25 protein-coding genes are annotated in these 23,931 nt (G+C 61.4%); 6 read left to right on the top strand and 19 right to left on the bottom strand.

Features of this window, described 5'->3' with window-relative positions; genetic code table 11:
- Positions 1-68: 68 nt before the first annotated feature.
- From JOE66_RS14015 to JOE66_RS13990, 6 genes are all read right to left on the bottom strand, one after another.
- Positions 69-1,775, bottom strand: coding sequence for a dipeptide ABC transporter ATP-binding protein (locus tag JOE66_RS14015; RefSeq protein ID WP_205110408.1), 1,707 nt, complete (start codon positions 1,773-1,775; stop codon positions 69-71).
- Positions 1,772-2,632 carry an ABC transporter permease gene (locus JOE66_RS14010; RefSeq protein ID WP_205110406.1) on the bottom strand — a complete coding sequence of 287 codons (861 nt, stop codon included), beginning with the start codon at positions 2,630-2,632 and terminating at the stop codon, positions 1,772-1,774. The genes JOE66_RS14015 and JOE66_RS14010 overlap by 4 nt, the downstream gene beginning before the upstream one ends.
- The gene (locus JOE66_RS14005; protein WP_205110404.1) at positions 2,629-3,651 is read right to left on the bottom strand and encodes an ABC transporter permease; all 1,023 of its coding nucleotides are present in this window, start codon (positions 3,649-3,651) and stop codon (positions 2,629-2,631) included. The genes JOE66_RS14010 and JOE66_RS14005 overlap by 4 nt, the downstream gene beginning before the upstream one ends.
- A complete protein-coding gene (locus JOE66_RS14000) occupies positions 3,629-5,269 on the bottom strand; it encodes an ABC transporter substrate-binding protein (RefSeq protein ID WP_205110402.1) in 1,641 nt (546 codons plus the stop codon). Before JOE66_RS14000 ends, JOE66_RS14005 begins: the two co-directional genes overlap by 23 nt.
- A 175-nt stretch (positions 5,270-5,444) precedes the next feature.
- Positions 5,445-5,636, bottom strand: a complete 192-nt coding sequence (locus JOE66_RS13995; protein ID WP_205110400.1) for a hypothetical protein — start codon at positions 5,634-5,636, stop codon at positions 5,445-5,447.
- Positions 5,637-5,678: 42 nt separating this feature from the next.
- Positions 5,679-5,855, bottom strand: a complete 177-nt coding sequence (locus JOE66_RS13990; protein WP_205110398.1) for a hypothetical protein — start codon at positions 5,853-5,855, stop codon at positions 5,679-5,681.
- Positions 5,856-6,507: 652 nt separating this feature from the next.
- Between JOE66_RS13990 and JOE66_RS13985 the strand changes: the two genes are divergently transcribed.
- Entirely contained in the window at positions 6,508-8,415 is a 1,908-nt protein-coding gene (locus tag JOE66_RS13985) for a potassium transporter Kup (RefSeq protein ID WP_205110396.1), read from the top strand.
- Positions 8,416-8,531: 116 nt separating this feature from the next.
- Complete coding sequence (locus tag JOE66_RS13980) at positions 8,532-9,131, top strand: dihydrofolate reductase family protein (protein WP_205110394.1); 600 nt, start codon at positions 8,532-8,534, stop codon at positions 9,129-9,131.
- Positions 9,132-9,186: 55 nt separating this feature from the next.
- On the opposite strand, the gene JOE66_RS13975 is transcribed toward JOE66_RS13980, so the two are convergent.
- From JOE66_RS13975 to JOE66_RS13965, 3 genes are all read right to left on the bottom strand, one after another.
- Positions 9,187-9,807 carry an N-acyl homoserine lactonase family protein gene (locus JOE66_RS13975; RefSeq protein ID WP_205110392.1) on the bottom strand — a complete coding sequence of 207 codons (621 nt, stop codon included), beginning with the start codon at positions 9,805-9,807 and terminating at the stop codon, positions 9,187-9,189.
- A gap of 90 nt (positions 9,808-9,897) precedes the next feature.
- On the bottom strand, positions 9,898-11,130 hold the full coding sequence (locus JOE66_RS13970) for a Fic family protein (RefSeq protein ID WP_307827216.1): 1,233 nt from the start codon (positions 11,128-11,130) through the stop codon (positions 9,898-9,900).
- Positions 11,131-11,285: 155 nt separating this feature from the next.
- Entirely contained in the window at positions 11,286-12,911 is a 1,626-nt protein-coding gene (locus JOE66_RS13965) for a plasmid pRiA4b ORF-3 family protein (RefSeq protein WP_205110390.1), read from the bottom strand.
- A gap of 227 nt (positions 12,912-13,138) precedes the next feature.
- Here JOE66_RS13965 and JOE66_RS13960 point away from each other — a divergent pair, with 227 nt between their 5' ends.
- The gene (locus tag JOE66_RS13960; protein WP_205110388.1) at positions 13,139-13,987 is read left to right on the top strand and encodes a TIGR03620 family F420-dependent LLM class oxidoreductase; all 849 of its coding nucleotides are present in this window, start codon (positions 13,139-13,141) and stop codon (positions 13,985-13,987) included.
- 105 nt (positions 13,988-14,092) lie between these two features.
- Here the strand turns inward: JOE66_RS13960 and JOE66_RS13955 are convergent, their stop codons facing one another.
- Both JOE66_RS13955 and JOE66_RS13950 read right to left on the bottom strand, forming a co-directional pair.
- Complete coding sequence (locus JOE66_RS13955) at positions 14,093-14,611, bottom strand: hypothetical protein (RefSeq protein ID WP_205110386.1); 519 nt, start codon at positions 14,609-14,611, stop codon at positions 14,093-14,095.
- Between the two features lie 45 nt (positions 14,612-14,656).
- Complete coding sequence (locus tag JOE66_RS13950) at positions 14,657-14,854, bottom strand: hypothetical protein (RefSeq protein WP_205110384.1); 198 nt, start codon at positions 14,852-14,854, stop codon at positions 14,657-14,659.
- Between the two features lie 723 nt (positions 14,855-15,577).
- Here JOE66_RS13950 and JOE66_RS13945 point away from each other — a divergent pair.
- Positions 15,578-15,757: a hypothetical protein gene (locus JOE66_RS13945; protein WP_205110382.1), complete on the top strand. Its 180-nt coding sequence runs from the start codon at positions 15,578-15,580 to the stop codon at positions 15,755-15,757.
- 83 nt (positions 15,758-15,840) lie between these two features.
- Here JOE66_RS13945 and JOE66_RS13940 read toward each other — a convergent pair whose 3' ends face one another.
- From JOE66_RS13940 to JOE66_RS13905, 8 genes are all read right to left on the bottom strand, one after another.
- A complete protein-coding gene (locus JOE66_RS13940) occupies positions 15,841-16,254 on the bottom strand; it encodes a hypothetical protein (protein WP_205110380.1) in 414 nt (137 codons plus the stop codon).
- Positions 16,255-16,653: 399 nt separating this feature from the next.
- Entirely contained in the window at positions 16,654-17,127 is a 474-nt protein-coding gene (locus JOE66_RS13935) for a Fic family protein (protein ID WP_205110378.1), read from the bottom strand.
- 560 nt (positions 17,128-17,687) lie between these two features.
- Positions 17,688-18,059 (bottom strand): single-stranded DNA-binding protein, encoded by a 372-nt coding sequence (locus JOE66_RS13930; RefSeq protein ID WP_205110376.1) that lies wholly within the window; start codon positions 18,057-18,059, stop codon positions 17,688-17,690.
- Positions 18,060-18,160: 101 nt separating this feature from the next.
- Positions 18,161-18,682: a hypothetical protein gene (locus JOE66_RS13925; protein ID WP_205110374.1), complete on the bottom strand. Its 522-nt coding sequence runs from the start codon at positions 18,680-18,682 to the stop codon at positions 18,161-18,163.
- A gap of 316 nt (positions 18,683-18,998) precedes the next feature.
- Positions 18,999-19,331, bottom strand: coding sequence for an ImmA/IrrE family metallo-endopeptidase (locus tag JOE66_RS17855; protein WP_205110372.1), 333 nt, complete (start codon positions 19,329-19,331; stop codon positions 18,999-19,001).
- A 50-nt stretch (positions 19,332-19,381) separates the two neighbouring features.
- Entirely contained in the window at positions 19,382-20,140 is a 759-nt protein-coding gene (gene istB, locus JOE66_RS13915) for an IS21-like element helper ATPase IstB (RefSeq protein WP_205107004.1), read from the bottom strand.
- On the bottom strand, positions 20,140-21,348 hold the full coding sequence (istA, locus tag JOE66_RS13910; protein WP_205106297.1) for an IS21 family transposase: 1,209 nt from the start codon (positions 21,346-21,348) through the stop codon (positions 20,140-20,142). The genes istB and istA overlap by 1 nt, the downstream gene beginning before the upstream one ends.
- A 318-nt stretch (positions 21,349-21,666) precedes the next feature.
- Complete coding sequence (locus JOE66_RS13905; RefSeq protein WP_205110370.1) at positions 21,667-22,038, bottom strand: transcriptional regulator; 372 nt, start codon at positions 22,036-22,038, stop codon at positions 21,667-21,669.
- Positions 22,039-22,350: 312 nt separating this feature from the next.
- On the opposite strand from JOE66_RS13905, the gene JOE66_RS13900 reads away from it, so the two are divergent.
- A complete protein-coding gene (locus tag JOE66_RS13900; protein ID WP_205110368.1) occupies positions 22,351-22,839 on the top strand; it encodes a hypothetical protein in 489 nt (162 codons plus the stop codon).
- 116 nt (positions 22,840-22,955) lie between these two features.
- A complete protein-coding gene (locus tag JOE66_RS13895; RefSeq protein ID WP_205110366.1) occupies positions 22,956-23,795 on the top strand; it encodes a hypothetical protein in 840 nt (279 codons plus the stop codon).
- The last annotated feature ends 136 nt before the right edge of the window (positions 23,796-23,931 follow it).

Here is a 23,931-nt window from a genome sequence, read left to right as displayed (position 1 = left end):
ACGGGCATCCGGTTTCTGAGTAGTGGGGGAGAGGAGCAAGGGTGTGAGGGAGGAGTGGGCCGGGAGAGTCAGCCCTTGGATTCGAGGGTGAGCAGCGACTGCACCAGCTTCTGCGTGTACGGGTGTTGGGGCCGAACGAAGATGTCGTCGGGGGTGCCGCGTTCGACCACGACGCCGTCTTTCATGACGAGCACCTGGTCGCTCATGTGGCTGATCACCCCGAGGTCGTGCGAAATGAAGAGGTAGCTCAACGCGAGTTGCTTCTGCAGTTCGACCAACAGATCGAGGATCTGGGCCTGGATCGAGACGTCGAGCGCCGAGACCGCCTCGTCGAGCACGATGACCGAGGGTGAGGGAGCGAGGGCACGGGCGATGGCGATGCGCTGGCGTTGCCCGCCCGAGAGGTTCAGCGGGAATCGGGAGAGAATCTCGGGGCTGAGCCCGACCCGCCGCGCGAGTTCGAGAACGCGTTCGCGTTTCTGCTGTGCGCTGAGGGGCTCCTGGTCGGGAAGGCTGTCGAGCAGGATGCGCTCCGCCGTCCAGCGCGGGTCGAACGAGCTGAGCGGGTCTTGATACACGACGGAGATGCGCTTTCTCAAACGCCGACGCTGCTTCTCAGGAATGGACGTCCACGGGCGCCCGAGCAGCGTCACCGAGCCGGAATCCGGTTCTGAGAGTGCAAGTGCAAGCCGCGCGGTCGTGCTCTTTCCCGACCCCGATTCACCCACGATACCGAGTGTCGTGCCCCTCTCGAGAGTGAACGAGACGCCGTCGACAACACGGCTCCGGGTGCCATCGGGCTTCCGAAAGCTCTTGACCAGCTCGGTCGCCTCCAGAACCGGGCCCTCGTAGTCCAGAAACTCCTCCCTCACAGCGGCCGGGTGGGGCAGAGCCACGATGTCGAGCGGCGGCCCGAGCGGGGTGTCCCTGGTGTGCGCGCCGGGAACCGCGTTGATGAGACTCTTCGTGTAATCGTGCGCCGGCGCGGTCAGCACCTGGGTGGCCTCGCCGCTTTCGACGACGAAGCCGCCCTTCATGACGAGAATGTGATCGGCGAGCTGGGCCACGACCGACAGATCATGGCTGATCAGGATGATCGAGGTTCCCTGTGCCTTCATCTCCTCGATCAGCGACAGCACCTGCGCCTGAACCGTCACGTCGAGCGCCGTGGTCGGCTCGTCGGCGATCACGATGTCTGGGCCGAGAGCGATCGCCGAGGCGATCAGCGCCCGCTGCCTGAGGCCGCCCGAAAGCTCGTCGGGCCGCTGGCGCGCCCGGTCTTCAGGCGCAGGCACACCGACCGAGTCGAGCAGGTCGATCACCTTCTTCTTGCGGGTCTTTCTGTTGCCCCAATTGTGCAGGCGCAGGGCTTCGTCGATCTCCTTCCCGACAGGGCGGAGGGGGTCGAGCGAAACGAGCGCATCCTGCAGGATGAAACCGATCCGTCGCCCGCGAATGCTCTTCCACTCACGCTCGGAGGTCTGTGCCAGGTCGGTGTCGTCGAGCAGCAACGCCTCAGACGTCACCGTGGCGTTCCGGCCGGTGAGCCCCACAATCGACAGGGCGGTCACGCTCTTACCCGAACCCGACTCCCCGACGATGGCGATGCATGACCCCGGCCCAAGATCGAACGAGACGTCGTGCACGACGTGGTGACTCCGGCCACCCCGCGTGAAGCTCACATTGAGCTTCGAGACGCGAAGGTGGCCCCCACGCGTGCCCAGGCTCACAGCGTTCGTAGTCGCCCCGGTTGCGCGCTCTGCCGTCTGCGTCATTTCTCGCCCTTCTCGATTGCGTTCTGCAGGTACTTGCCGAGCGTCGTCGCCGACAGTGCGACGGCCACGATCACGAGCCCGGGGATGACGGTCAGCCACCAGGCCTGCGTGATGTAGGTCTTGCCCGCGTCGAGCAGTGCTCCCCATTCGGGCGAGGGCGGCGCCACACCGAGCCCGAGGAACGAGAGCCCGGATGCCCAGACAATCGATTGCCCGACCGACAGCGTGATGATCGCCACGAGTGGCCGCAGTGCATTGGGGAGAATGTGCTGGCGCAGAATGAGCCCGCGGCTGTGGCCGTGCGCAGTGGCCGCTTCGACGTAGCCCGAGCCCTTCGCCGACAGGATCTGCCCGCGGATGATGCGTGCGTACCCTGGCGCCGTGCCGATCCCCACCGCGAGGATCTGCGCCATCACCGAGGGGCCGAGAATGGCCACGATGAGCAGCGCCAGCAACAGTGTCGGAAAGGCGAACAGGATCTCGATCATCCGGTTCACCGTGCCGGCAGCGAAGCGGCCCGCCAACGCCGCAATCGAACCCAGGATCACCGCGAGAGTGATACTCACCGCCGTGGCGCCGAGCCCGATCGAGAGCGACAACCCCGTGCCGTAGATGACGCGGCTGTAGAGGTCGCGGCCGGATTCGTCTGTGCCGAACAGGAACTCGAACGAGGGCGCGTGAAGGGCGTGCGTCAGGTTGAGCGCATAGGGGTCATGCGTGGCCAACACCGACGGCCAGATCAGCGCGACGGCGAAGAAGATCGCCGCCGCTGCCGACAGCAGGAGCCCGATGGGCACCCTGAACACTCTGCGGGGTGCAGTGGGCAGGGGAGTCGTGCTCTGGTCGAGTTGTGTCATGATTTCGCCAATCGGGGGTCGATCAGGCTGTACGCCACATCGACGAGGAGGTTCGCGACCACATAGAGCGCCGCGATGAGAACGACGATGCCCGTCACCACCGGCAGGTCCTGGGCATTGACGGCCGAGACGAGCACCTTGCCGATGCCGGCTCGGGTGAACACCGTTTCGACGATGACCGCGCCGGAGATGGTCGCGCCCAGCGCCCAGCCCGTCAGGGTGACCGCCGCCAGCGAGGAATGCCGCAGCACGTGGTGCAGTCTGATGCCCCAATCGCCCATGCCCCTCATCCGCGCGGTGATGATGAACGGCTGCTGCAGGGTGCGCTCGAACTCGGTTCGTGTCGCCTGGCCCATGAACCCGGCGAGGGGGATCGCCAGGGTCACCGCGGGGAGAAAGAGCCCGTTCGGGTTCGTACCGCCGATGACGGGAAACCAGCCCAGGCCGACCGAGAACACCAGCAGCAGGATGATGCCGAGCCAGTATGCGGGCAGCCCCGCTGTTGTCGTGTCGACCACTGAACCGAGCGCACTGACCCGCGGCCCGCGCCCTGCCGTCAGCGTGACCCAGACGATGAGAATCACCCACGAGAGCGCGATCGCCGTGAGCGTCAGCACGATGGTCGGGCCGATCTGCTCGAAGATCACGGCCGAGACGGGCTTGTACTGCTGGTACGAGATGCCGAGATTGCCGACGACCAGGCCCCGCATATAGTCGAGATACTGCACCAGGAGGGGGTGCAACAACCCGTACTGCTCGTTGATCTGCTGCAGCTCTTCGGGTGTTCTCTGGATCGCCTGGCCGGCGCGAATGTTCAGGATGACCGTGGCCCTGTCGCCCGGCAGTGACACCTGCGCGAAGAAGGCGACGGTGGCAGCACCGAAGAGCACGATTGCGGCACCGATCAGTTTGCCGCCGATGAATCGCAGCCGGGTGCCGACCCGAGAGCGCCGCTCTGGTTCGAACACGGCGGTGCCCGAACCAGAGTCGATGACGCTACTTGACGAAGTACGCGTCATAGAAGATCGGCCCTCCTTGCGCATTCTCCTGCCAGACGTCCTTGAGCGACGGAGACACAGCCAGGGAGCTCAGTCGGTCGTAGAGGCCGATCGAGAGCGCGTGATCGGCGATGTATTCCTGTGCCTGTTCGTACACCGCATTCTGCGCATCGACGTCGGAGATACCGTTGGCCTTCGTGATGAGGTCGGCCAGGGTCTGGTCGCTCACAAACGCGTCGTTGCTGTAGTTCGGGTTGTCTGCCGTGCTCGGGCGGTAGTTTATCCAGAGGATTCCGGAGGTCACCGCCGTCCAGTAGCCCACCGAGATGTCCTTCTGGTCGGGGGCGGAATACGCACCCGAGAACAGTTCGCTCTGCGGCACCGGGATCAGCTTCACCTTGAAGCCGGCCGACTTCGCCTGCTCCTGCACGCCTTGCAGAATGGAGGCACCGTCAGCGTTGATGATCGAGCCGGCCCCGTAGGGCAGCACCACCTCGAGCACCGTGCCATCCTTCTCGCGGTAGCCGTCGGAGTTCTTCGCGCTCCACCCGGCAGCGTCGAGAAGAGAGTTCGCCTTGTCGAGATCGAAGGTGTAGGTGTCGGCCGCCTTCTGGCTGTAGCCCGGGGTCGCCTTGCTCACGCCACCGTTGCCCTCGAAGGGAATCACTCCTTGGCCGATCGTGTCGACCAGGGTCTTTCGATCGAGACTGTACGCGAATGCCTGCCTGACCTGCTCGTCGACGAAGGGGCCCTGCTGGGTGTTGAACGTCAGCTGCTGCGGGCGGCCCGGGGTGACATATTTCTCGAGCTGGAACCCGGCGTCGCCCAGCTTCTTCCAATCGATGGCGGGAACGTCGTAGATGACGTTCGTCTCGCCCGAAGTGAGTGAGGCTGAGCGGGTGGTCGGGTCGGCAATGAATTTCCAGTCGATGCTGTCGACATACGCGGGCCCGGTGTGTTTCGCATTGGCTGGGGGAGAGGTGTAGTCCTTGTTGCGGTCGAGAATGATGTCTGTTCCGCGGTTCCAGGTCTTCACGACGAAGGCTCCCGAGCCGATCGGTGCCTCGCAGTTCTCCTCCTTGGTGCGGGTCTCGAGGGCGTGCTGGGACTGGATGCCGAAATAACCCTGGGTCAGATTGTCGATGAGGCGGGGGTACGGCTGCGAGAGGGTGATCTGCACGGTCTGGTCGTCGATGGCGGTTGCGGATTTGTAGTACCCATCGAGCCAGACCTTCGCTGTGCTGTTGCCTCCGCCCACCCAGTAGTCGAAGTTGTAGGCCACGACGCCCGCCGTGAGCGGGGTACCGTCGGTGAACTTCACACCGCTCTTGAGCCCCAGCGTCCAGGTCAGCTGGTCACTCGACACGCTCCAGGAGTCGGCGAGCCACGGAACCACCTTGTGGTCGCTGTCGAGAGAGACCAGGCCGTCGAGAACGTTCGACGAGAGATAGGCCTGCTCGATCCAGCCACCGAAGACGCAGGCCGGTTCCTGCTGGTGGCCGTAGACGATCGTGCCTCCGTCGACCTTGGTTGCGTTTGCCTGGGGCGCTGCCGAATTGCCGGCGCAGGCCGACAGCACGAAGGTGGCAATCAACCCGCTAGCGATCAGGGTGCTGTTCCGACGGGACTTTTTGGACATGACGATGCTCCTGTAGAGGCGGGCCGCGCTGCTGGATGCGCTGTGTGCCACCGAACCTAATCGACGCATTGGCGCTCGCGAAGGTCCCCTGACACGAGAGGACACGAGCTGTCACAGACCCGAAACACGCGGTAACAAGCGAGCGGAAACACCCGCTGGGTGATACCGGAAGGTCTCAGTTCCTGGTGCTGAGATGCACCATCGCGTCGTACAGTTGCTCGTCAGTCATCGGCGGCTCGGGCAGCGGATGCGCACGCTCGGCCCGGTAGGCATCGAGCATGAGGTAGAGATGACGGCGCCACGCGGTGGGGGCGGAGGAAATCTCTGCTTCCTGCTGCTCAGCTTGGAATACATCGGTTCCGGTCACGACATCGCCCCGATGCCGGGTTGTTCTTGAGCCTCCAGGTCGTCAGGCTGATTTCGGAATTGATTGCCGGTCTGATCGGCTGTGCGGTGAGCCACCGTATTTCTTCTCGTAGAAGGCACGGAGTTCGGCAACAATTGCACGTTCCTCATCGGTGATCGGGTCTGCCTTGCCCGCGGCGATAAGCCCGGCAAGTGCGCTTGGCCGCTTAGGTCTGTCCATGATCAGTTCCTCCTGAGTCAATTCTCTCCACTAGTCGACAGAAAGTCCACGTTCGCTTCGTCGCCGACGACGGACTCTGTGACGGCGATGATCATCTGAAGTTCGGTCGCAGTCGCTTCGTCCCTCAGGGCGGCAAGCGTACGGAGGCCAATGAATCGATCAGAACCGGCACGGGATCTCGCTAGGTTCAGGGCCCACTCGGCGCGGTCCCACCATTCTTCGCGCGCTGCATTTCTTCGAACCATTTGCGCACCGACGCGGGCCGCTGCAAATGCTACACACGCCCCCGCCAGTGCAAAGATTCCCGCTGCAGGTGGCCCGCTCCAAAATGCTCGCCAGAATGGCTCATCGAGGACAAACGGTGGAAGAAAGCCTCTGACCAGGATCCCGGCAATAAACGCGATTGAGGCAGCGACAGTGGGGAGAACGCCGCGTCGACGAAGTAGAGACATGATGAATAATCAGTTTACGCGCGGCATCGGCATTGAATTCGTCATTACTCGGCGCGCCTCAACTTCATAACGATGCGGCTAACGATCTTTTCGATGCCATACCGCTGTGGGGGAGCAGGTTGTGGTCTTGCGCAACCGAGCGCTGCGGCGCCCGGGTAGACGTAGACTCATCACTGCTCTGAGATGGTGAGGATGACCTGATGGAATCAGCGACCCGGCCGGCGAAGGTCGGCGCAGCCGGGCTCGCCGTTGCGGCCCTGGGTGTCGTGTTCGGCGACATCGGAACCAGCCCTCTTTATTCGCTGCAGACCGTGTTCAGCATCGACGATGGTGCCGTGCAGGCCACCGCCGACGATGTCTTCGGCGTGATCTCGCTCATGTTCTGGGCCATCACGATCGTGGTGTCGATCAAGTACGTCACGATCCTGATGCGCGCCGACAACGGCGGTGAGGGCGGGGTGATGGCGCTCGCGGCCCTCGCCCAGCGTCTCTACGCCGCGAAAGCGGGCAAAGCCGGCCTCCTGCTGGTCATCGGCATCGTCGGCGTCTCGCTGTTCTACGGCGACTCGCTCATCACTCCCGCGATCAGTGTGCGCTCAGCGGTCGAGGGTCTGCAGGTCGCGTTGCCCGCGCTCGGTCACCTCGTCGTTCCCATTGCAGCCGTGATCCTGACCGGGCTGTTCGCGTTCCAGCGGTTCGGAACCGCCCGGGTCGGCCGGCTGTTCGGGCCCATCATGGTGCTCTGGTTCATCGTCATCGCCGTCGCAGGCGTGCCGATGATCGTGCAGCACCCCAATGTTCTGCTCGGCCTGTCTCCGACCTATGCGGTCACGTTCATCGTCGCGCATCCGTTCGTGGCGTTCGTGGCAATGGGCGCCGTCGTGCTCGTCATCACCGGCGCCGAGGCGCTCTACGCAGACATGGGGCACTTCGGTCGCCCTCCCATTCGCCGGGCATGGTTCTTTCTCGTCTTCCCCTCTCTGGTGCTGAACTACCTTGGGCAGGCGGCGCTGATCCTGCAGAATCCGGATGCCCGCTCCAACCCCTTCTTCTTACTGTTCCCCGACTGGGCGCGGCTGCCGATGGTGATCCTCGCAACGGCCGCGACCGTGATCGCGAGCCAGGCCGTGATCTCCGGTGCCTTCTCGCTGACGCGGCAGGCCGTGCAGCTCGGGCTGCTTCCGCCGCTGACGGTGCGCCACACCTCAGAGCACGAGGGCGGCCAGGTGTACCTACCAGCCGTGAACACCCTGCTTTTTGTGGGGGTGATGACGGTGATGCTCGTGTTCCGATCATCCGCAGCCCTAGCCACCGCCTATGGGGTGTCGGTCACCGGCGCTCTCGTTGTGGACACTCTTCTGCTGTTGCTCGTCGCCCCGCGGCTGTGGGGCTGGGGCTGGTGGAAGATCGGGATCACTGCGCTCGTCTTCGGCGGCCTCGAACTGACGTTTCTCAGTGCAAACCTGTCGAAGATCCTGCACGGCGGCTGGGTGCCGCTGATCGTCGCGCTCGCAGTGATCGTCGTCATGACGACATGGAGGCGCGGGCGTCAACTGGTGATTCTCGGGCGGCTGAAAAAGGAAGGCTCGCTCCCCGACTTCGTGAAAGACGTGCGTGCCCGCAAGATTCAGCGAGTGCCCGGCGTGGCGATCTTCCTGCACCCGAACCGCGATTCGACCCCGCTGGCACTGAGGGCGAACGTCGAGCGCAACAACGTCATGCACAAGCGCGTCATCGTTGTCACGGTCGTCATCGAGAACGTGCCGCACATCGACCCGAAGGAGGCCTTCGAGTACCACGACCTCGGGTACTCCGACGATGACATCGACCACCTCAAGATCCGCTTCGGGTTCTCCGACACCCCGAACATCCCTCGGGCGCTTCGCAGGGCCTGCACGCTTGACGTGCTCGATCTGCGGCCCAAGCAGCTCGAAACTGCGTCATACTTCGTCTCGCGGGGGGCCATTCGCACGACTCGTGCCCCCGGCATGGTCGCCTGGCGCAAGAGCCTGTTCGCGGCTCTCGCGCAGAATGCGGCGAACCCTGCTGCGCGATTCGCGCTGCCGGCCAGCCGCACCGTGACCATGGGCAGCGACATCGACATCTGAGGCCTTTCGCCTGCACCCGCGGCTGGGCGAATCGATTGCGTTTCTGGTCGAACGTCGTCGATGCTGTTACCAGTCCTACTGAAGGCACCATCGGCCAAGGGCAGGGAAAGGCGATCATGAACCTGACGATCTCGATACAGGTCAGTGTCGACGGAGTGATGCAGGCCAACGGCGGCAACGACGACGAACTCGACCCGGGCTTCGCGCGGGGTGGCTGGGCCATCCCTACCGGCGATGCGGAGTCGTTCGCCTACATCGTGAGTACGTGGCAGCGCGCAGACGCATTTCTGCTCGGGCGCAAGACATACAGCCTGTTCGCGCAGTACTGGGGAGGGCAGGCCGACGACTCGAACCCGTTCTCCGCGGCGATGAACCCGCGGCCCAAGTACGTCGTGTCGAACTCTCTGACCGAACCGGAGTGGGCGAATACGACGGTGATCTCGGGTGACATCGCTGCGGGCATCCGGGAACTGAAGGCTCGACCGGGTGGCGAACTCGTCGTCGTGGGCAGCGGGATGCTCGCCCGGTGGCTGCTCGAAAACGAGCTCGTCGACGAGATCAACCTCATTGTGTGCCCTGTCATCGTCGGCGACGGGCTCCGGCTCTTCCCGCAGCAGGGCAGGGACTTCGCGCTCGAACTCGTCGAGTCGAAGGCCTTCCCGACTGGTGTGCTCGCGCAGACCTACCGAACCAAGGGTCGACCCACCTACGCCTGAGGTTCATTGCGAACCTGAGCAGCGCTGGAGTTCGGACGCAAGCCACGGTGCTGTTCTACGACCCGGCCGACCATGGCTCGGCGACGTGGGCGAGCCACACTTGGCGCGGGTTGAGCGAGCGGATGAGTCGCTGGCCCTCTGTGACCGGCTCGTCCAACTCGCCGAACCAGACCGCCGTGTCGCCCGCGATCACGACGGGGCCCTCCTCGGTCTCGACGACCACGATCTGCGAGCCGCGCGTGTGGCCGGGCGCCGGCAGCAGTCGAACCCCCGGCAGCAGCTCGAACTCACCCTCGACTTCGATGTAGGTCACCCCCGCAGCATCCACCCACTCACGGATCGTGTAGTCGTTGAGCGTGCGCGCATCCTGCAGCTCCTGGCGTTGCACGTACACCGGCTGCCCCGCGAACAAGTGGTTGCCGCCGCAGTGGTCGAAGTGAAGGTGCGTGTTGACGACCGCGGTGATGCTGTCGAGCTCGATGCTCTGCTCGGTCAGCGGCTCCAGGCGAGGGTCCATGTCGGCGACCGCGGGATGAAGTTCGGTCATTCCCGTGTCGACGAGCACCCGACCGTCTGGATGCTCGATGACGTGCACGTAGACGGGCATCCGCTCCTCCCCGGCGAGAAGCGTGGCGACGCGTACCGGCGTCACTGTGACCGACTTGCGACGTGTCATGCGGAAACCTCCCGTGCGAGAACCAACGAAGGCGCCACTGCCGAAGGTCTCATGTAAACACCGTACACTTTCAACGCCTGGCCGCAAGGCTCACGGCCTGTGGATGCTCGCGGCATAGGCATCGAGCACATCGAGTATCCCGTCGTGCTGCCAGACGCGGTTGCGGGCCTGACCCGTGCGTTCCCGGAGCACGCCGCGATCTGTCAGGGCGGTGAGTGCGCGGACGGCCGTGACGTCGTTGAGCCCCAGCGCCGCCCCGAGGTACCGTGTGTTTACCACGGGCTGACCAATCAAACGCGGAAGAATCTGCCAACCCGCAGATTGCGGGCGCAGCCCCCGCAACTTCTCCCGAGATTTCTCGACCTGGTCGTAGAGATCGTCGACCAGCTTTAGTCCCGTGACTGCGGCATAGCGTGAAGCGTCAGCAAAGTGCCTCACAATCGGTGCCGCATCGCCCCCGCGGTAGGCGGTGAGCGCGCTGAAGTACCGCTCGGTATCGGTCAAGAGCCCTGCAGAGATGGGAACGGTGACCTGGGTCGCGAGACCCTTGTTGCGCAACAGCGCCTGCGCCAGCGCCCGGCCCGTGCGACCATTGCCGTCGATGAACGGGTGAATCGTCTCGAATTGGGCGTGTGCCACGGCGATCTGCACCAGAGTGGGTACGTCGTCGCGACGCATGAAGTCGATAAGGTCTGCGATTGCATCGGGAATGAGTTCGTGTTGGGGCGCGATGAACTCAGCGCCTCGAGGCCCTGCCGTGTCACGGTTGCCGATCCAGACGAGCTGTGTTCGAAGTCTTCCCGCTTCGTGCTCCAGGCCCGTCTGGCGACTCAAAAGCTCGTGATGCATTGCGAGAATGCTGGTTTGATCGAGACTGTCGGAGAACCGCAACGCGGCTTCCATCGCGCGCACGTTGCCAATAACCGTGCCCGCGTTCGCCGTGTTTCCCTCATCGATTTCTGCCAGAGCAAGCTGCCTGGCAGACGTCGTCAGCTGCTCGATCTGCGAGCTCGACGCGCTCTCTGTTCTCAACAGGATTGCCGACATTGGCGCAAGTGCCGGATTCTCCCTCCCAAGGCGGCTCAGGGCGTAGTGGTCGAAGCTCGAGAGGGCCTGGGATGCCTCCAGAACGTTGGCTACATCGGCTGCAGACAACTCGGGAGACCACGCTGCGATTCTGGCCGGGATCGTCGACTCGTACGGTCCGGTCTGCCGTGCGACTTCGGCGTTCGAAAAGAGGTCTCGTGCTTGCGGTCGCCAGAGATGCGCTTCGGTCGCAGCGCGAGGAATAGTTATCGATGGCTGAGGCGAATCTGTCGACACGAATCCACCTTACCGACACTTCTGGCTTAAAGTGTCGGTAAGCGTCTTTACAAGCTGCAGTTCCGCCCGAGATCCTCGATCTACGGTCCCCGCTGCAGAACCTCGAACATCTTACGCCACCGCCCATTTTCTGCCGTAGTGCAGCGGAAGCCGTGTCACCATTCGAGCAACGCGGCTTGCGCGAGACGTCGGGCCCACTCGCTGAACAGAGTTTCAGTACCTGTTCCTCGCCTGCTGAATAGTTCGCCGGTTGCGGCCCAGGTCAGTACATCGGCAGTGTCTCTCACGCCGCTGTAGGCACGCGACCGACTGTACGAATTCGTGTGTTCGAAGTGCCACCCTGCGGCCATGGTCAACCAGTCGAGCTCGCTGAACAGCGTTGCCACTGCGGCAGGGCCTGCCGCAGCATCCAACAGCGTGCCTGAGGTTGACGACTCGTCGACCTCACTACCCTCGTGCCCTCCGACGAGCAAAAGCAACAGCATGCCGACGTCGCGAGACCACCCTGTCTTCTCGACGGGCAGACGCTTGGCGATGTGGTGCCAGAGCGCTCGGGGATCGTTCGCGACCTTCGCTCCGGCCGCAGTGAGCGCGAACTGCCCCTTTCGCACCCGCGTCAGCCCCAACGCCGAGACGACGGATCGCAGGGCGAGCAGCGGAGTTGTTGCGATCTCACGGTTGGCCTCACCTAACCACTGCTTGTGAGGGTCGAGCTGCGCCATCATTTCCATGACCACCGACGGTGGAAGGTAGCCTGCTGCCGTCAAAGAGATCCCTTCGGGTGGAATGAACGACAGAAACGTTCTGACAACGGCGGTCGCGCGGGCGGCGTCAGCCTCGCTGGGGGCCTGGAGATCGTCGATTCCGCAACCCGCGAGAAGTCGCATCGCGTACCGGCTGGCGTCGTCGTTGAGAGTTCCAAGTATCAGACCTGCCAATGGCGATGGATGCTCGGCCAACCACCCCCGAATCGTTCGTGCCGCGCTGATCGACTGAAGACGCACGTTGAGGTCCACGATATCGACCGGTCGCTCTGCCTGTTCGAGCAGATCGGTGCCATAGTGCTCGAGGTGCTCCCTGACCCATTCCTCCTGGTTTTCGCTGGGCTCCTGTGCTGCGGCGAGTAGTTCATCAAATGAGTGGATGCCCCCGATATCCTCGGGGGGACCGTTGCGACGTGCCGCAAGACAGCTGGCCGGTTGGGAATCCGGTGACTCGACTTCGATCGGCTCGACTTTCTCGACGACGATGCGATGTCTCCAGTCGTCGCCGAAATCGTAGGTGTATGTGAAGGCATCGCCGGGAGCACTGACGAGCTGATCAAGCGTGACGGTGGATTCGAGAATGCCACCGTCGCCCTCATCGATCTCGTATTGCATCACGATGCCCGGCAGGTCGCGCGAATACGCGGCGCCGAGATCAAATCGATGGAGGTGGCTGTTGGTCCAGCCGAAAGCCTCCTGCATCACATCGTGAACGTCGGCCATCGTGAAATCGCCCGGAATGACCAGCCGCCGCCAGATCGGTGGCTTCGAACCGACGAGGTCCGCACGAAGCTGAAATCGCACGGGGCTATCGGGTCGCGCTGGTAGCTCGAATGCTTTCGCTGCGGGAGTTCTGGCCTCCATGGCGAGACCGGAGAGCTGGTGAAGCAGCTCTCTCGGGTCGACACCCTCAGAGGCAGCCAAGAGTCGCGCGACGAAGTCCTCGGTCGATTTGTCGTCTTTCGACCCGCCGCTCTCTGCGCTGGCACCGTCGTGGTCTCGTGGCTTTCTGGTCATCGCGATCAGAATACTGCTTCCCGTGCGGGCAGTGCACGGCCGTTCCCAATGAGCTTGTCAGCATCATCGTTAGTCCGTGCGTCCTCACGGGCACCACGGGCCCTGCACGTTCGTTCTCGGAGCGCGCCGCACTCTGTCAGGGCGTACAGGGTATGGAAGCGCAAACCATTGCAGGCGCGCTCGCGTTCTAGCGGAACATCTCACCCCGTTCGTGCGTTGGCTCCCTCATGACACCTTCATGGACGAAGAGGCTCGGCTCCTACGGCATCTGGCGACAGGGCTCCGACCTCGACGGGCCGCTCGCCGCCCACCTCGAACACCTCGGCTTCGGGTCGATCTGGGTGGGTGGTTCTCCCTCTGGTGACCTCGTTCTGATCGAAGAACTGCTCGACGCGACCGAGCACATCACCGTCGCAACCGGCATCGTCAACATCTGGGCGACCGATCCGGTCGTCGTTGTTGCGTCGTATCGCCGCATTGCCGAGAAGCACCCCGGTCGCTTCCTGCTCGGCGTCGGCGTCGGGCATCCTGAAGCGTCCGGCCAAGACGCCGCCCGCCCCTTCGAGCCCCTCGTGCGTTACCTCGACGCTCTGGATGCCGCCGGCGTTCCCCGTGACGAGCTGGTACTCGCGGCCCTGGGCCCGCGCGTGCTGAGGCTCGCTGCCGAGCGTACGGCGGGCGCGCATCCCTATCTCGTCACGCCCGAATTCAATCGCGGCGCTCGCGAGCTTCTCGGCGACGCCCTGCTTGCAACCGAACAGCACGTCGTGCTGAGCCCCAACCCGCAGGTCGCCAGGGAAGTGGGACGCGCGTCGCTGCACAACTACCTGCGCATGCGTAACTACGTCACGAACTTCGGCCGCATGGGCTTCAGCGATGACGACGTGGCTGGCGCCGGCAGCGACCATTTCGTCGACGAGATCATCGTCTCGGGCGACGACGACACCATCCGCGCCCGCCTCGGCGCACACCTCGACAACGGCGCCGACACCGTGACGGTTCAGCTCATCCACGCGCCGGGCGAGGACGTCTACGAGGCGTTTCGCCGCTTGGCAGGGATTCTCGGGCTTTCGTAGCTGCGGGCGAGCGGGATTTGAGCCCCTGAACTACTCTGGGGGAGTCTCATGGCTAGAGCTTAGGGCGCGGGTCGATGTCCTGCAGCTGGTCGCTGTCTGAGTGAATCACGCTGCGGTGAGTGGAGCAAGCGTCTCGAAAGTGGGGGCATCCACGAGCGATCGTGCTTGAAGAAGATGGTCGGCTGCGACGAGCGCGAGGTGATCGATGCTTGCCGGATCCAGATTCGCGTAATTATTCGTATTGAGCCACTTCGACACGGCTGCCCAGGAATACAGCGACCATCCGTCAGACGAGAGCGACGGGGGGAAGCCGCCCGGCCCCCGCTTGCCTATTGCGAGCAACCGCAACGATTCGTAGCTTCGACCAAGGCGTGTAGCAATCGTCTTGAGCGAAACGAGGTCTTCGTCTTTCACACCTGTGACAACAAAACCGGCTTCGCGGGCATCTTCGACAACGCTCACGATTGCAGCAATGAGCGACTCGGCGCTGCGCGTCACCATGAGGATGCCGATACCCTGCTCGGTTGCAGGCGTAATGTCGTCAAGCCCGGAGTCGAACAGCTCGTCGTAGTCCTCATCGTCTATCGCCCGGTCAAGTGTCGCAACGAACTCATAGATCGGCACGATCAGATCAGTCGGTTTCGCTCGTGGGGGCGTGTGTTTCGCGGCTCAATGTCCATCAGTGATTCTTTCTCGCTGCTCGATGTACGTCATCACGACGGCGGCCGCGATGAGGGCGGCACCGAGTGGGGCCAATACGCTGGCGACCGTGCGCAGAACCACTTCGACGACAGCTTGCACGCTGCGCCAGTCTCCCGTCGCGCCGCTGAAGAACATCCAGTCGATCACCATCGGAGTGACTATCACGAACAGTGATCCTCCGACCGCGGTCGCAATTCCCCACCGTAAGACGACGCTCGGCCTCAATTGTTTCGTCAATCTGTGCCTCCGGAATGCTGCTCGGCTCGCTCGGCACCCTGGCAGGCGGCGACGATGGACTGCCCTGAAGTCGGAGCGAAAAGCAAGATGCATGGGATTCCGCCTACGACCAATAGCTCAGCGAGCGCTTCGGAGATGGTCCCGGGAATGAAGTCCATGTCCAAACCCTAGGCTATAGTTGATTAAACCTCGAGACTAGTTTGGAACATGCGCTTTCCCGCAAAGTCTCGACGGTTGACTACCCAGAACGGGCTTCAATCTCGCCGACAGGCATCTACCGAAGGGATGCGAAATGACCGAGTGTTCCGATTTCGAAGAGAAGTGTGACGAACAGCTCTGTACATGGGCCGAGCGCTTCGAAATCGCGTCTGACGTCGTCGTCGTTCGCGGCAATGGAGTCGACTCCGGACGCGCGCTACTCGAAGCTGCTCTTGGATCAGCTGAAGCAGTCGACGTCGCGCTGGGCCATGTTCCCGCCGACTTGAATGCATACCGAGTAACGGACGACGCTCAATTGGTACGCGGGTTGGCAAATCTCGACGCGGGCCTGCATGTCTGGGCGAATGGCGAGCGGATGACCGATCGAAACACCTTCGAATTCAGTGCCAGACGAAATTCGGCGGCGACCCCTGAGTGTTCAGGAGAGAATCAGTGAGTTCCGAAAGTGATTCTCGCGAAGACCGAGTGTCAGACCCGGCCGTCGCGCTGATCGATTGGCCAGAGCGACCCGAGGGCGTAATTGGGGACGCCGCCAAGCAACTGGGCAACATGCTCCTCAATCACGCCGTGCCCGCCTACGAAATCGTCGCTACGCTTCATATTGCCGCGTAGCTGCGGGCATGGGCTTCGCCGAGACCCATGATCGACTTTCTCGACGCGTCGATAGATGAACAGCACGAGATGCGCGTCATCAATCAGGTGCCCATCTCCTGCCCTAGTCGAATGAGCTCGTCTGCGTCGGCGTTCGCTCTCTCTTCTTCTTCTTCTTCTTCTTCTTCTTCTGAGTTGAAACGCGTCCGGTGGGTATCCGCACTGTGGCTTTTTCCGTGACCAAAACGCTTCTCGTACGACGCCCGAAGTTCGCCAACAATCGCGCGCTCTTCGGCGGTAATCGGGTCGGCTTTGCCCTCGGCGATGCGACCGGATAGAGCGCTTGTTTGAATTACTTTGTGCACATTCATTCTCTCCTCATCACTGAATAGTTGCCCATCGCGAGTTGAACACCCACGAGTCACCTTTACGTTCGTTCGCTCAGGTGCGTCCAACGAATTTTCGGCTGCCTCGGCCGCATCGCCCTCTGCTGCCAGCAAGACTCCTAGTTCGCTCATGACACGGACCCTTCTCGGTAAATCATCACTTCTGTGTAGTTGGAGACTTCATTGCTTCGACCTGTCGAGATAAGGTCAGAGCGTTTTTGAAAATGAGAAGAGTTGCTTTCTATCGATGTCCGCTTACAAGGAAAAGCCCGCCGGTCTTGGGGAAAGGTTGCGCTCTAGCCCTAGCGAGGTCTGTTATCACTAAGGATAACTCATCTTGCCACGAGAAATGACCTGGCGATTAGATGACCGAAAGCGCTCGCTCGTATGAGCCGTCTCTCGCCCGTTGACTGAGGCGCAGTGTGTTCGTCCGCGACCTATAGATGAGCCGAATGGATGCTCGGGGCCACGCCTCTAGCGAGACATCTCGTCATTGCGATCGACTCACCACAAACGGGCCGCGCTTTGCGTCTAGAGAACTTCGACCCCGACGATCTCAAGCAGCTCACTCACATCGCGACTCGAATCGGCGCGCTTCAGCGCCGCGTAGTACAGAGGGTCTTCACTCCACTCGAACACCCGGTCGCCAGTAAGCGCGAACAACAGCAGATCGGCGTAAAGGCGAGTAGACCTGCCGTTGCCGTCAACAAAGGGATGAATCCACACCATCGTGTGGTGAGCACCCATCGCGACGGCCTCCGGCGAAAGCCCGTGCATATCCATGTTGTCGACCCGCCACTGCAGGGTGTCGAGCTGCTGATACAGTTCCTGCCTGATCAGTCGCGGGTCGATCCCAATACTCAAACCCGTCTTCCGCAACATCCCCGCCCACTGCCAGATCGACTTATTGATCTCGCGGTGAAGGGTTTCGAGCGAGTTGGGCTGCGTCAAATCGTGGGCAGAGAGCTCGTCGTCCTGGATGGCTCGATAGAGTTCGAAACGCACCTCGTAGAGCGCAGTGGCCTCAGCTTCGTAGAGGTCAGCTTTGGTCTCGAAATGAACGCCCTGAACGAACGAATCCTCGTCCTCCGGTGAAATCGGAGTGTCGTAGTAAGGGTTGCGGTACTCAGCCAACCGAGTGGCGTGCCGCGGGCTTGAATGCGTCGACCACAGAGTGGTCGTGACGACTAGACGTGATTGCCTGAGGCGCGACGAGGGGCATTCGGCCCTCAATTCTCATCGTCTTCATAGTCGACTTCAGCGCAGAGTCACTCAGTCGCTGGGCGCTAATACTCTTCTTCAACTTGGCCATTCGTGCCACCTCCTCATCCTGATCTCGTTCCCATCATAAGCTCTCACCCCGGGCAAGGGTCGAGCATCTATCGATTCTTTGTCTGAGCGGATGTTCTCTCCACAAGCGTCTGCTTAGCGACCGGATGCCCCGCAGCACTGAGCGCAGCCTTGAACTTTCGGCGGTTCGCACTCCGCCGGGATCGTTGAACGCATACCGCATGACTGGCTCAATCGTCGAGACGATGGCGCCCACCTTCGGAATGAGCTCTCCCTCACCGCTCCACCCGCAGAAACTTCGCAACCCCGCGCCGCAGGTCGAGCCCCACGCTCTCCGCGCGCACCGACACCATCGCCGAGTCGCGCCCATCGTCAACCGGATACAACCGATGCACGCGCAGTTCCCCCTCAACAACCACATAGTCACCTTCAACCAGGCTGTCGAGAACGTTAGACGCCAGCTCCCCGTCGCAAACAACATCGCACCACGGCACAACTTGAGCCTTCCGCTGCCCCTTCTTGCCCGGCGCAGTCTGCTCGTTCCCGCGTGCAAGACCTAGGCGAATGGATGTCCGGAGCTGTGCGCGACGCAAACAATAGATTTGCGGCAGTGCTTGCGCTTGCTTCACAATCGAGCGTCGAGCCATCAGCAAGCTCGATTCAGGCGATTGTCAGAATGTCGGCGATGGTTGGCATTGGCAGGTTCCCAACTGGGTGGCGGAATTCTGCGCTATCAGCCTCGGTCCTATCAGATCTCTTGAAGGAGTGACCGAACATCGGCGAGCTGGTCTCCATAATCTCTCAGCCACAGCGCTGCTCGCCCAGGAATCACCTTCAACCAAGACGTTTCGCGAGCAGCGGCGCCAGTGTGCTGGCCAGAGATTCCGATCACGTGAGTGGCGAGTTCCTCTTTAGGAATGAGCCAGGCGTGTACGTCATTGGGTGACACGCCGAGGCATAGCAAGAAGTCAAATTCTTGATCCCGGATTTGCTGAAATTTGTACTCGCCGCTAGCCCATAGCGTCGACATCTTCACCTGAATCCGGGCCTCATTGACGACAACATAACGTTGGTAGTGGTCTGTGATCTGGTACGAATCCATACCGAATGACAGTGCCCAGTCCTGGACCAACTGTCGTGCGATCTTGCCCTGAGTGGCGGAAGGAACCCCAAGCAACCATTCGAATGGGCTCGCCCGCCACTCTTGCGACTCCAAGTACTCGGAATTGTAGACAAATGATCTGTCCACAAGAGTTTCGTAATCAGGCACCGATGCGTCGTTAACCATTGAGCCCCCAGCTCTCGTAACTATATGAAAGTAAATCAGGTGACAAGTGATTTTTCTACCTTGGGCCGCGAGTATCCTCCGCGATCGGGTTCGTTACGAAGTTTTCGAGGCAAATTTGCAAGCACAGCTCTGGCAATCTTCGTCAGGCCACCACCCGGCTGCCCGTTCGCCACGACTCGTTATCGAACGAATTCCGCACTATTCAGGAGGACGGACTTCGATGGGGAAGAAACTATTCCTTAACCCTCGGTCACGCGTGTTTCAATTGGGGCCAGATGCGAGCGTCATGTCAGGCGCGCTACACACGCTTACTTTGTGAGTGTCGGCGGATTTCGTATCCGCCACTCATCCTCATTCGCCACTCAGCCATTTCTAGACTGACCTGGTAACGGAGCGCGATGGCGGTTGCATCGATGCCACGCATTGCGGCACGCTTGGCACTTTCGTGGGGTATGAGGATTGCTCCTGCGAGCTCCGCGGCCTCTATCTCTTGCTCCTTCGTGGTCCCTCCGCAGCGCCCACTTTCGTCGGTCCAAGCTTCGGATGGATCGTGTTCCGCCTCAAAATGAGCTACCTCGTGTGTTAGATCGGATCGAATACGCTCCAAACTTCTCTCAGGTGTTAACGCCAACTCAATATGGGGCCACGGTTGCCAACTGAAAACAGGGCCACGTGGTTTGTTTAGTCTGTCGTACTTGTGATTGTTTTGTGGCCGCGGAGCCGGTAGCTTGTGCCTTTGAGGCTGAGTACGTCGGCGTGGTGCACGACGCGGTCGATCATCGCTGACGCGATGGTCGGGTCGCCGAATACTTCACCCCAGCGCCCGAATGGCAGGTTCGAGGTGAGGATCAGTGACGCGTGTTCGTACCGTGATGACACGAGTTGGAAGAACAGGTTCGCGGCGTCTTGATCGAACGGGACGTAGCCGACCTCGTCGATGACGAGCAGGCTGTATCTGCGAAGCCGGGTGAGTTCGGCGGCGAGCTTGCCGCGGGAGTGCGCCTCCTGCAGCCGGGTGACCCAGCCGTTCGCGGTATCGAAAAGCACTCGGTGGCCGGTCTTCGCAGCTTTGATGCCGAGCCCGATCGCAATGTGCGTCTTCCCAGTGCCAGGGGGTCCGAGGAGGATGACGTTCTTCGCTTCCTGAAGGTAAGTGCTCGTGCCCAAGTGTGCGATGAGGGTGCGGTCGGCGCCAGGCTGGTGGTCGTAGTTGAACTCTTCCAACGTCTTGAAACCGGGAAACCGGGCAGCCTTGATCCGAAGCGTCGCCCCTGATGCTTCCCGCTCGGAAACCTCGCGCGACAGCACGGCGGCGAGGTACTCCTCGTGTGACCACCCGTCCGCGCGGGCTTGCTCGCCGAGCCGGCGGAAACCCTCACCGACCCGAGGCGCTTTCAATGCACGGGCGTAGTACTCCAACTGGGATTCGAGCTCGGACATCAGGCCACCTGTCCGGTGCCGAAGAGGTCGTCGTAGGAAGCAAGATCGCGGGTTTCGACAGCTTCCAACGGCCGGTAGCCGCGGACTTGTTTGAACGCCTGCCGCAGCACTGCCGCCTCGGCAACATGGGCCGGATCGGTGACGATCAGCTGGCGGGCCCACTCCCGCTGATGCACCGCGATGACAGTGCCGTCATGGGTGACAGTGACCTGGTGCAGGTCAGCAGTAACATCAACGATCCGACCGATCATGCCCGGACTGACCGAGTAATCGTTCGTGAAAACCCGCACGTAGTAATCCCGAGGCAGCCTGACCGTGTTCCGGAACAGCACCTCCGGTGGCACCGGCGACAAGGCCCGCATCGCGGCCCGATCACGGCCGACAAGCTCGGCGGGTTTCCCGCGCCGTGAGCGCGAGTAGCGGGCATTCGCGACGGGCAACCAGTCAACGAGCTGGTTGTTGAAATCCGCTGGCGATGCGAAGCTGCGGCCGGGCATGAACCTCGAGCGGAAGAACTGATTCATCCGCTCGACCATGCCCTTGGACTCCGGATCCCGCGGTGGCAGCAGCACGATCTTCGTCCCCAACGTGCCAGCGAACGCGGCAGCGGGCTCGGTGAGCTTACGCCGGCCGATACCGGTCTCGTTATCCCAGACCAGCCGCTCCGGCACCGCGCCGGCCTGCTGCAACAGCTGCCACATCCCGCCGAGGAGGTCGGGGGTTGTCCGGGAGGGCAGCATCAACGCTTGGATGTTCCCCGAGAACGTCGACGTCATCACCAACACCGGCGGCATGCCGTGCTGATCATGACCCAGCGGGATCGCCTGGTGCGGGAACCACAGATCGCATTGCACCTGCACACCGGGCTGGTGATCGATCCGGTCAGCGGGATCCGGCGGCAGATATTCAGGCCGGATCGCTGCGACCCTCAACCGGAACAACGACGACGAACCCGACCACCCCACCCGCTCCGCCAGGGCTGGCGACGGCATCCGCGGCGAGTCGGTCAGCAGCTTCCGAACCGCCGGTGCGACCTCATCGAAACTCGACCCCGTCAACGCCCGCTCATACCGCGGCACCCGGTCAGCCTGCAACGCCCGATCGATCGTCCCTCGCGAAACGCCAAGCCGTTTCGCGAGTTCTCTTTTCGAGTGCCCGCCCGACGCATACAACCGACGAATTTCTGCCCAGTCATCCAAAGTGATCACCTTCCATAGTGGTTGGTGGCCCTGTTTTCAGTTGGCAGTACTGGCCCTGTTTTCAGTCGGCGTTAACACTCAGGGTTATAGATAACTAAATGCCTTCGCCCATCCCGGAGGAGGGCCGCTGACCAGACTCGGGGCTTCTCTTCCAGAAAGCGTCGCAAGGCAGCGGCATCCGCGGTGAAGTCACGAATTGAGATGAAGGGAATGCCGTTTTCCTTTGACCATTCCATTGGATCGAACGGCTCGTTCTGCGACACTTCAAAGTCTGCTCGAACCGCCATAGCGAGCCGACTGAGAGCGGCCTTGTTCATCGATTGCCGCCTAGTTTGTCTTCCTAGTTTGCCGAAAGTGCTCCAGCCCTGACGCGAGAATGCTCGTCAGATACTGCTTGTCTTGGTCGTCCAGATCACTTCGGGCGCGGAGCAGGGCGTTGATCGATGAGCTCAGTTCCGGCTCTTCGCGCGTTGCAAGCTCTTCCGGGTCAATCAGGAATTGGTCAGCCGGCAATCTCAGCCATCGAACAATAAGAGCGAAGGCGTCTAGGTCGGGACGTTGGTCGTTGCGAAGGCGCGTCAACAAGGATGGACTAACGCCTATTTGGCCCGCAGCTTGTCGCCAAGAGATCTTGTCGGCCTTCACTCGGCCTTCTGCCGCACTTGCAAGCGCGGCGACATCGATGACGGACTCGGGCATGATCTCTCCAATTGGCGAGCGTCAGGATGAGTGCTCATTATTTTCAAGCGTAACCCATTTACGGTTTATGTTGTGCTACTGAAACGGTGTGTTAGTATCGAGCTATTGTTTTGTTACTAGAACACTTGGAAGGGTGAAGTTTGTGGTGAAAACGACTGGCAACGGGTACAGCCTGGGTGCTCTTCGAGGGCGTTCGCAATCATCCGATTCGAGTACCGGTACTTCTACGAAGCTCGAGACTACGACTGGATGGTTCATGAAAAACAAGACGAACGGTGTGCCGTTCCAATGTGCGCGTAGGGAAATTTGAGCATGGAGATCGGGTTGAACGCATTCGTCAAATTCACGAATGCCTCGGCGAGCGCTCGGCCGCGGCTCGCTCGACAGATCGCTGAACAGGCCAGCAGTGAATACGATCCGGCCACCGACTTCTGGCGTCCGATGCGTCAAGCCATATCGCGAGACCGCAAAACCAGTCGCGATGGTTCTGCGCTTCGAGAAGTCGCTATATCGGCTCCGGCACTTCGTCGTCCAAGTTTTGAGGCGATTAGCGATCATTGGGGCGACGTTTCCAATCGCTGGAAAGAGGCTTCGTTCGCAACATTGGCCAGCAAACGCGTTGAGCTCGACGGGCTCTCTATTCGCGTGCACCCCCTGTTCACCGAACGCTGGGCCGATGGGCATGGGGAGGCGGTATGCGTTTGGTTAATAAGGAACAACTCAGTGCCGCGACAGTATCGGTGGTACGTCATCTGCTTTCTCGAGACAACGCCTTCTCAAGCGTTCAACAGGTATTCGTAGACATGCGCCGGAGCGAGGTCAGCCCCGCCGTTTCGTTTGCCGACGATGGGGCGGACGAATGGCTCGAAAGTCTTGCTCGAGATTTCCTTCGGTTAACTCACTGAGGGATCGATCCTATGGATGAAGCACTGAGCAAGACCCGAGGCGTTACGTTTTCGGCCAATACTTTCGCCCTCCTGCCGTCGGGGGAGCGCGGCGAACTCAGAGAGTCGCTCGTCTGTACCGCATGCGAGGCAGATGCGTACTTCATTCGGGAAGCCCGAAACGGTCGGCGAGCATGCTTCGGTGCCCGACCGCACCGCGAGAATTGCGAGCTTGCATCGTTGGTGACGGAAGACGGCGGGGGCGCTGCTCTCGACGACATTGATGAGCAAATCAATGCGGGCAATGTCTTCCGGATAGAACCAAACAGAGACCGCACGATCCGTCACGTTCGTCATGATGAGGAGGCGGAGGCGAGTATCAATGGCTCCGCCGTACGTTATATCCGCCGTGGAAGTGGCACGGCTCGAGTGTCGTCGATGAACTTCGCCCGGCTGCTTCGCCAGCTAGTGCTTCGTGAAGAGTTTCGACGAAGCCAAACCCTCTTAGTCATGTCGGATGACAGCCGGCAATCGGTGCGAGCGGGATGTGTTCACCTAAAGGACGTTGAAGGCAAGCACCGGAACCGCCTTCGTGTCTATTGGGGCACCATTAGATTCCCGCGAGCAAAGAATGGCGGCGGTGCTTGGCTGAATACCGGTCGCGGGTCGCCCACCATAGTTATCAGGGATGACGATGACCTCGAAGCATTGCTCGAAATGGTGGGTCATAGCGAACTTGAAGATCTAACGGGTAGTTTTTTTGCCTACATGGGAAAGCTTCGCAATGCACCAGACGGCGCACAGTATCTATTCGTTAACGACCTCGAGTGGTTCGCAGTGCGTACGTACTCTGACGACGCGGATTTGAACTAAAACGTTCTAATCTGACAGCCCACAGTTCTAACGTTTGTTCGCCGCGGGATGGCTGTGTGCTAACTGAAGTGTTTGTCGCTCTGGGTGTCAGCCCCGTGGTATGTCTATCTGCCAAGTCGAAAGCACAAGACAGTAT

Origin of the sequence: Subtercola frigoramans, from assembly GCF_016907385.1 — a bacterium.
Taxonomy (GTDB): Bacteria; Actinomycetota; Actinomycetes; order Actinomycetales; family Microbacteriaceae; genus Subtercola; species Subtercola frigoramans.
This window is presented reverse-complemented; position numbering and strand designations above follow the sequence as displayed.

Excerpts from the sequence above, each read along its gene's own strand:
- JOE66_RS14015 (WP_205110408.1), bottom strand. The coding sequence starts at position 1,775 with ATGACGCAGACGGCAGAGCGCGCAACCGGGGCGACTACGAACGCTGTG.
- JOE66_RS14010 (WP_205110406.1), bottom strand. The coding sequence starts at position 2,632 with ATGACACAACTCGACCAGAGCACGACTCCCCTGCCCACTGCACCCCGC.
- JOE66_RS14005 (WP_205110404.1), bottom strand. The coding sequence starts at position 3,651 with ATGACGCGTACTTCGTCAAGTAGCGTCATCGACTCTGGTTCGGGCACC.
- JOE66_RS14000 (WP_205110402.1), bottom strand. The coding sequence starts at position 5,269 with ATGTCCAAAAAGTCCCGTCGGAACAGCACCCTGATCGCTAGCGGGTTG.
- JOE66_RS13990 (WP_205110398.1), bottom strand. The coding sequence starts at position 5,855 with ATGGACAGACCTAAGCGGCCAAGCGCACTTGCCGGGCTTATCGCCGCG.
- JOE66_RS13985 (WP_205110396.1), top strand. The coding sequence starts at position 6,508 with ATGGAATCAGCGACCCGGCCGGCGAAGGTCGGCGCAGCCGGGCTCGCC.
- JOE66_RS13980 (WP_205110394.1), top strand. The coding sequence starts at position 8,532 with ATGAACCTGACGATCTCGATACAGGTCAGTGTCGACGGAGTGATGCAG.
- JOE66_RS13975 (WP_205110392.1), bottom strand. The coding sequence starts at position 9,807 with ATGACACGTCGCAAGTCGGTCACAGTGACGCCGGTACGCGTCGCCACG.
- JOE66_RS13965 (WP_205110390.1), bottom strand. The coding sequence starts at position 12,911 with ATGACCAGAAAGCCACGAGACCACGACGGTGCCAGCGCAGAGAGCGGC.
- JOE66_RS13960 (WP_205110388.1), top strand. The coding sequence starts at position 13,139 with ATGACACCTTCATGGACGAAGAGGCTCGGCTCCTACGGCATCTGGCGA.
- JOE66_RS13940 (WP_205110380.1), bottom strand. The coding sequence starts at position 16,254 with ATGAGCGAACTAGGAGTCTTGCTGGCAGCAGAGGGCGATGCGGCCGAG.
- JOE66_RS13930 (WP_205110376.1), bottom strand. The coding sequence starts at position 18,059 with ATGGCTCGACGCTCGATTGTGAAGCAAGCGCAAGCACTGCCGCAAATC.
- istB (WP_205107004.1), bottom strand. The coding sequence starts at position 20,140 with ATGTCCGAGCTCGAATCCCAGTTGGAGTACTACGCCCGTGCATTGAAA.
- JOE66_RS13905 (WP_205110370.1), bottom strand. The coding sequence starts at position 22,038 with ATGCCCGAGTCCGTCATCGATGTCGCCGCGCTTGCAAGTGCGGCAGAA.
- JOE66_RS13900 (WP_205110368.1), top strand. The coding sequence starts at position 22,351 with ATGGAGATCGGGTTGAACGCATTCGTCAAATTCACGAATGCCTCGGCG.
- JOE66_RS13895 (WP_205110366.1), top strand. The coding sequence starts at position 22,956 with ATGGATGAAGCACTGAGCAAGACCCGAGGCGTTACGTTTTCGGCCAAT.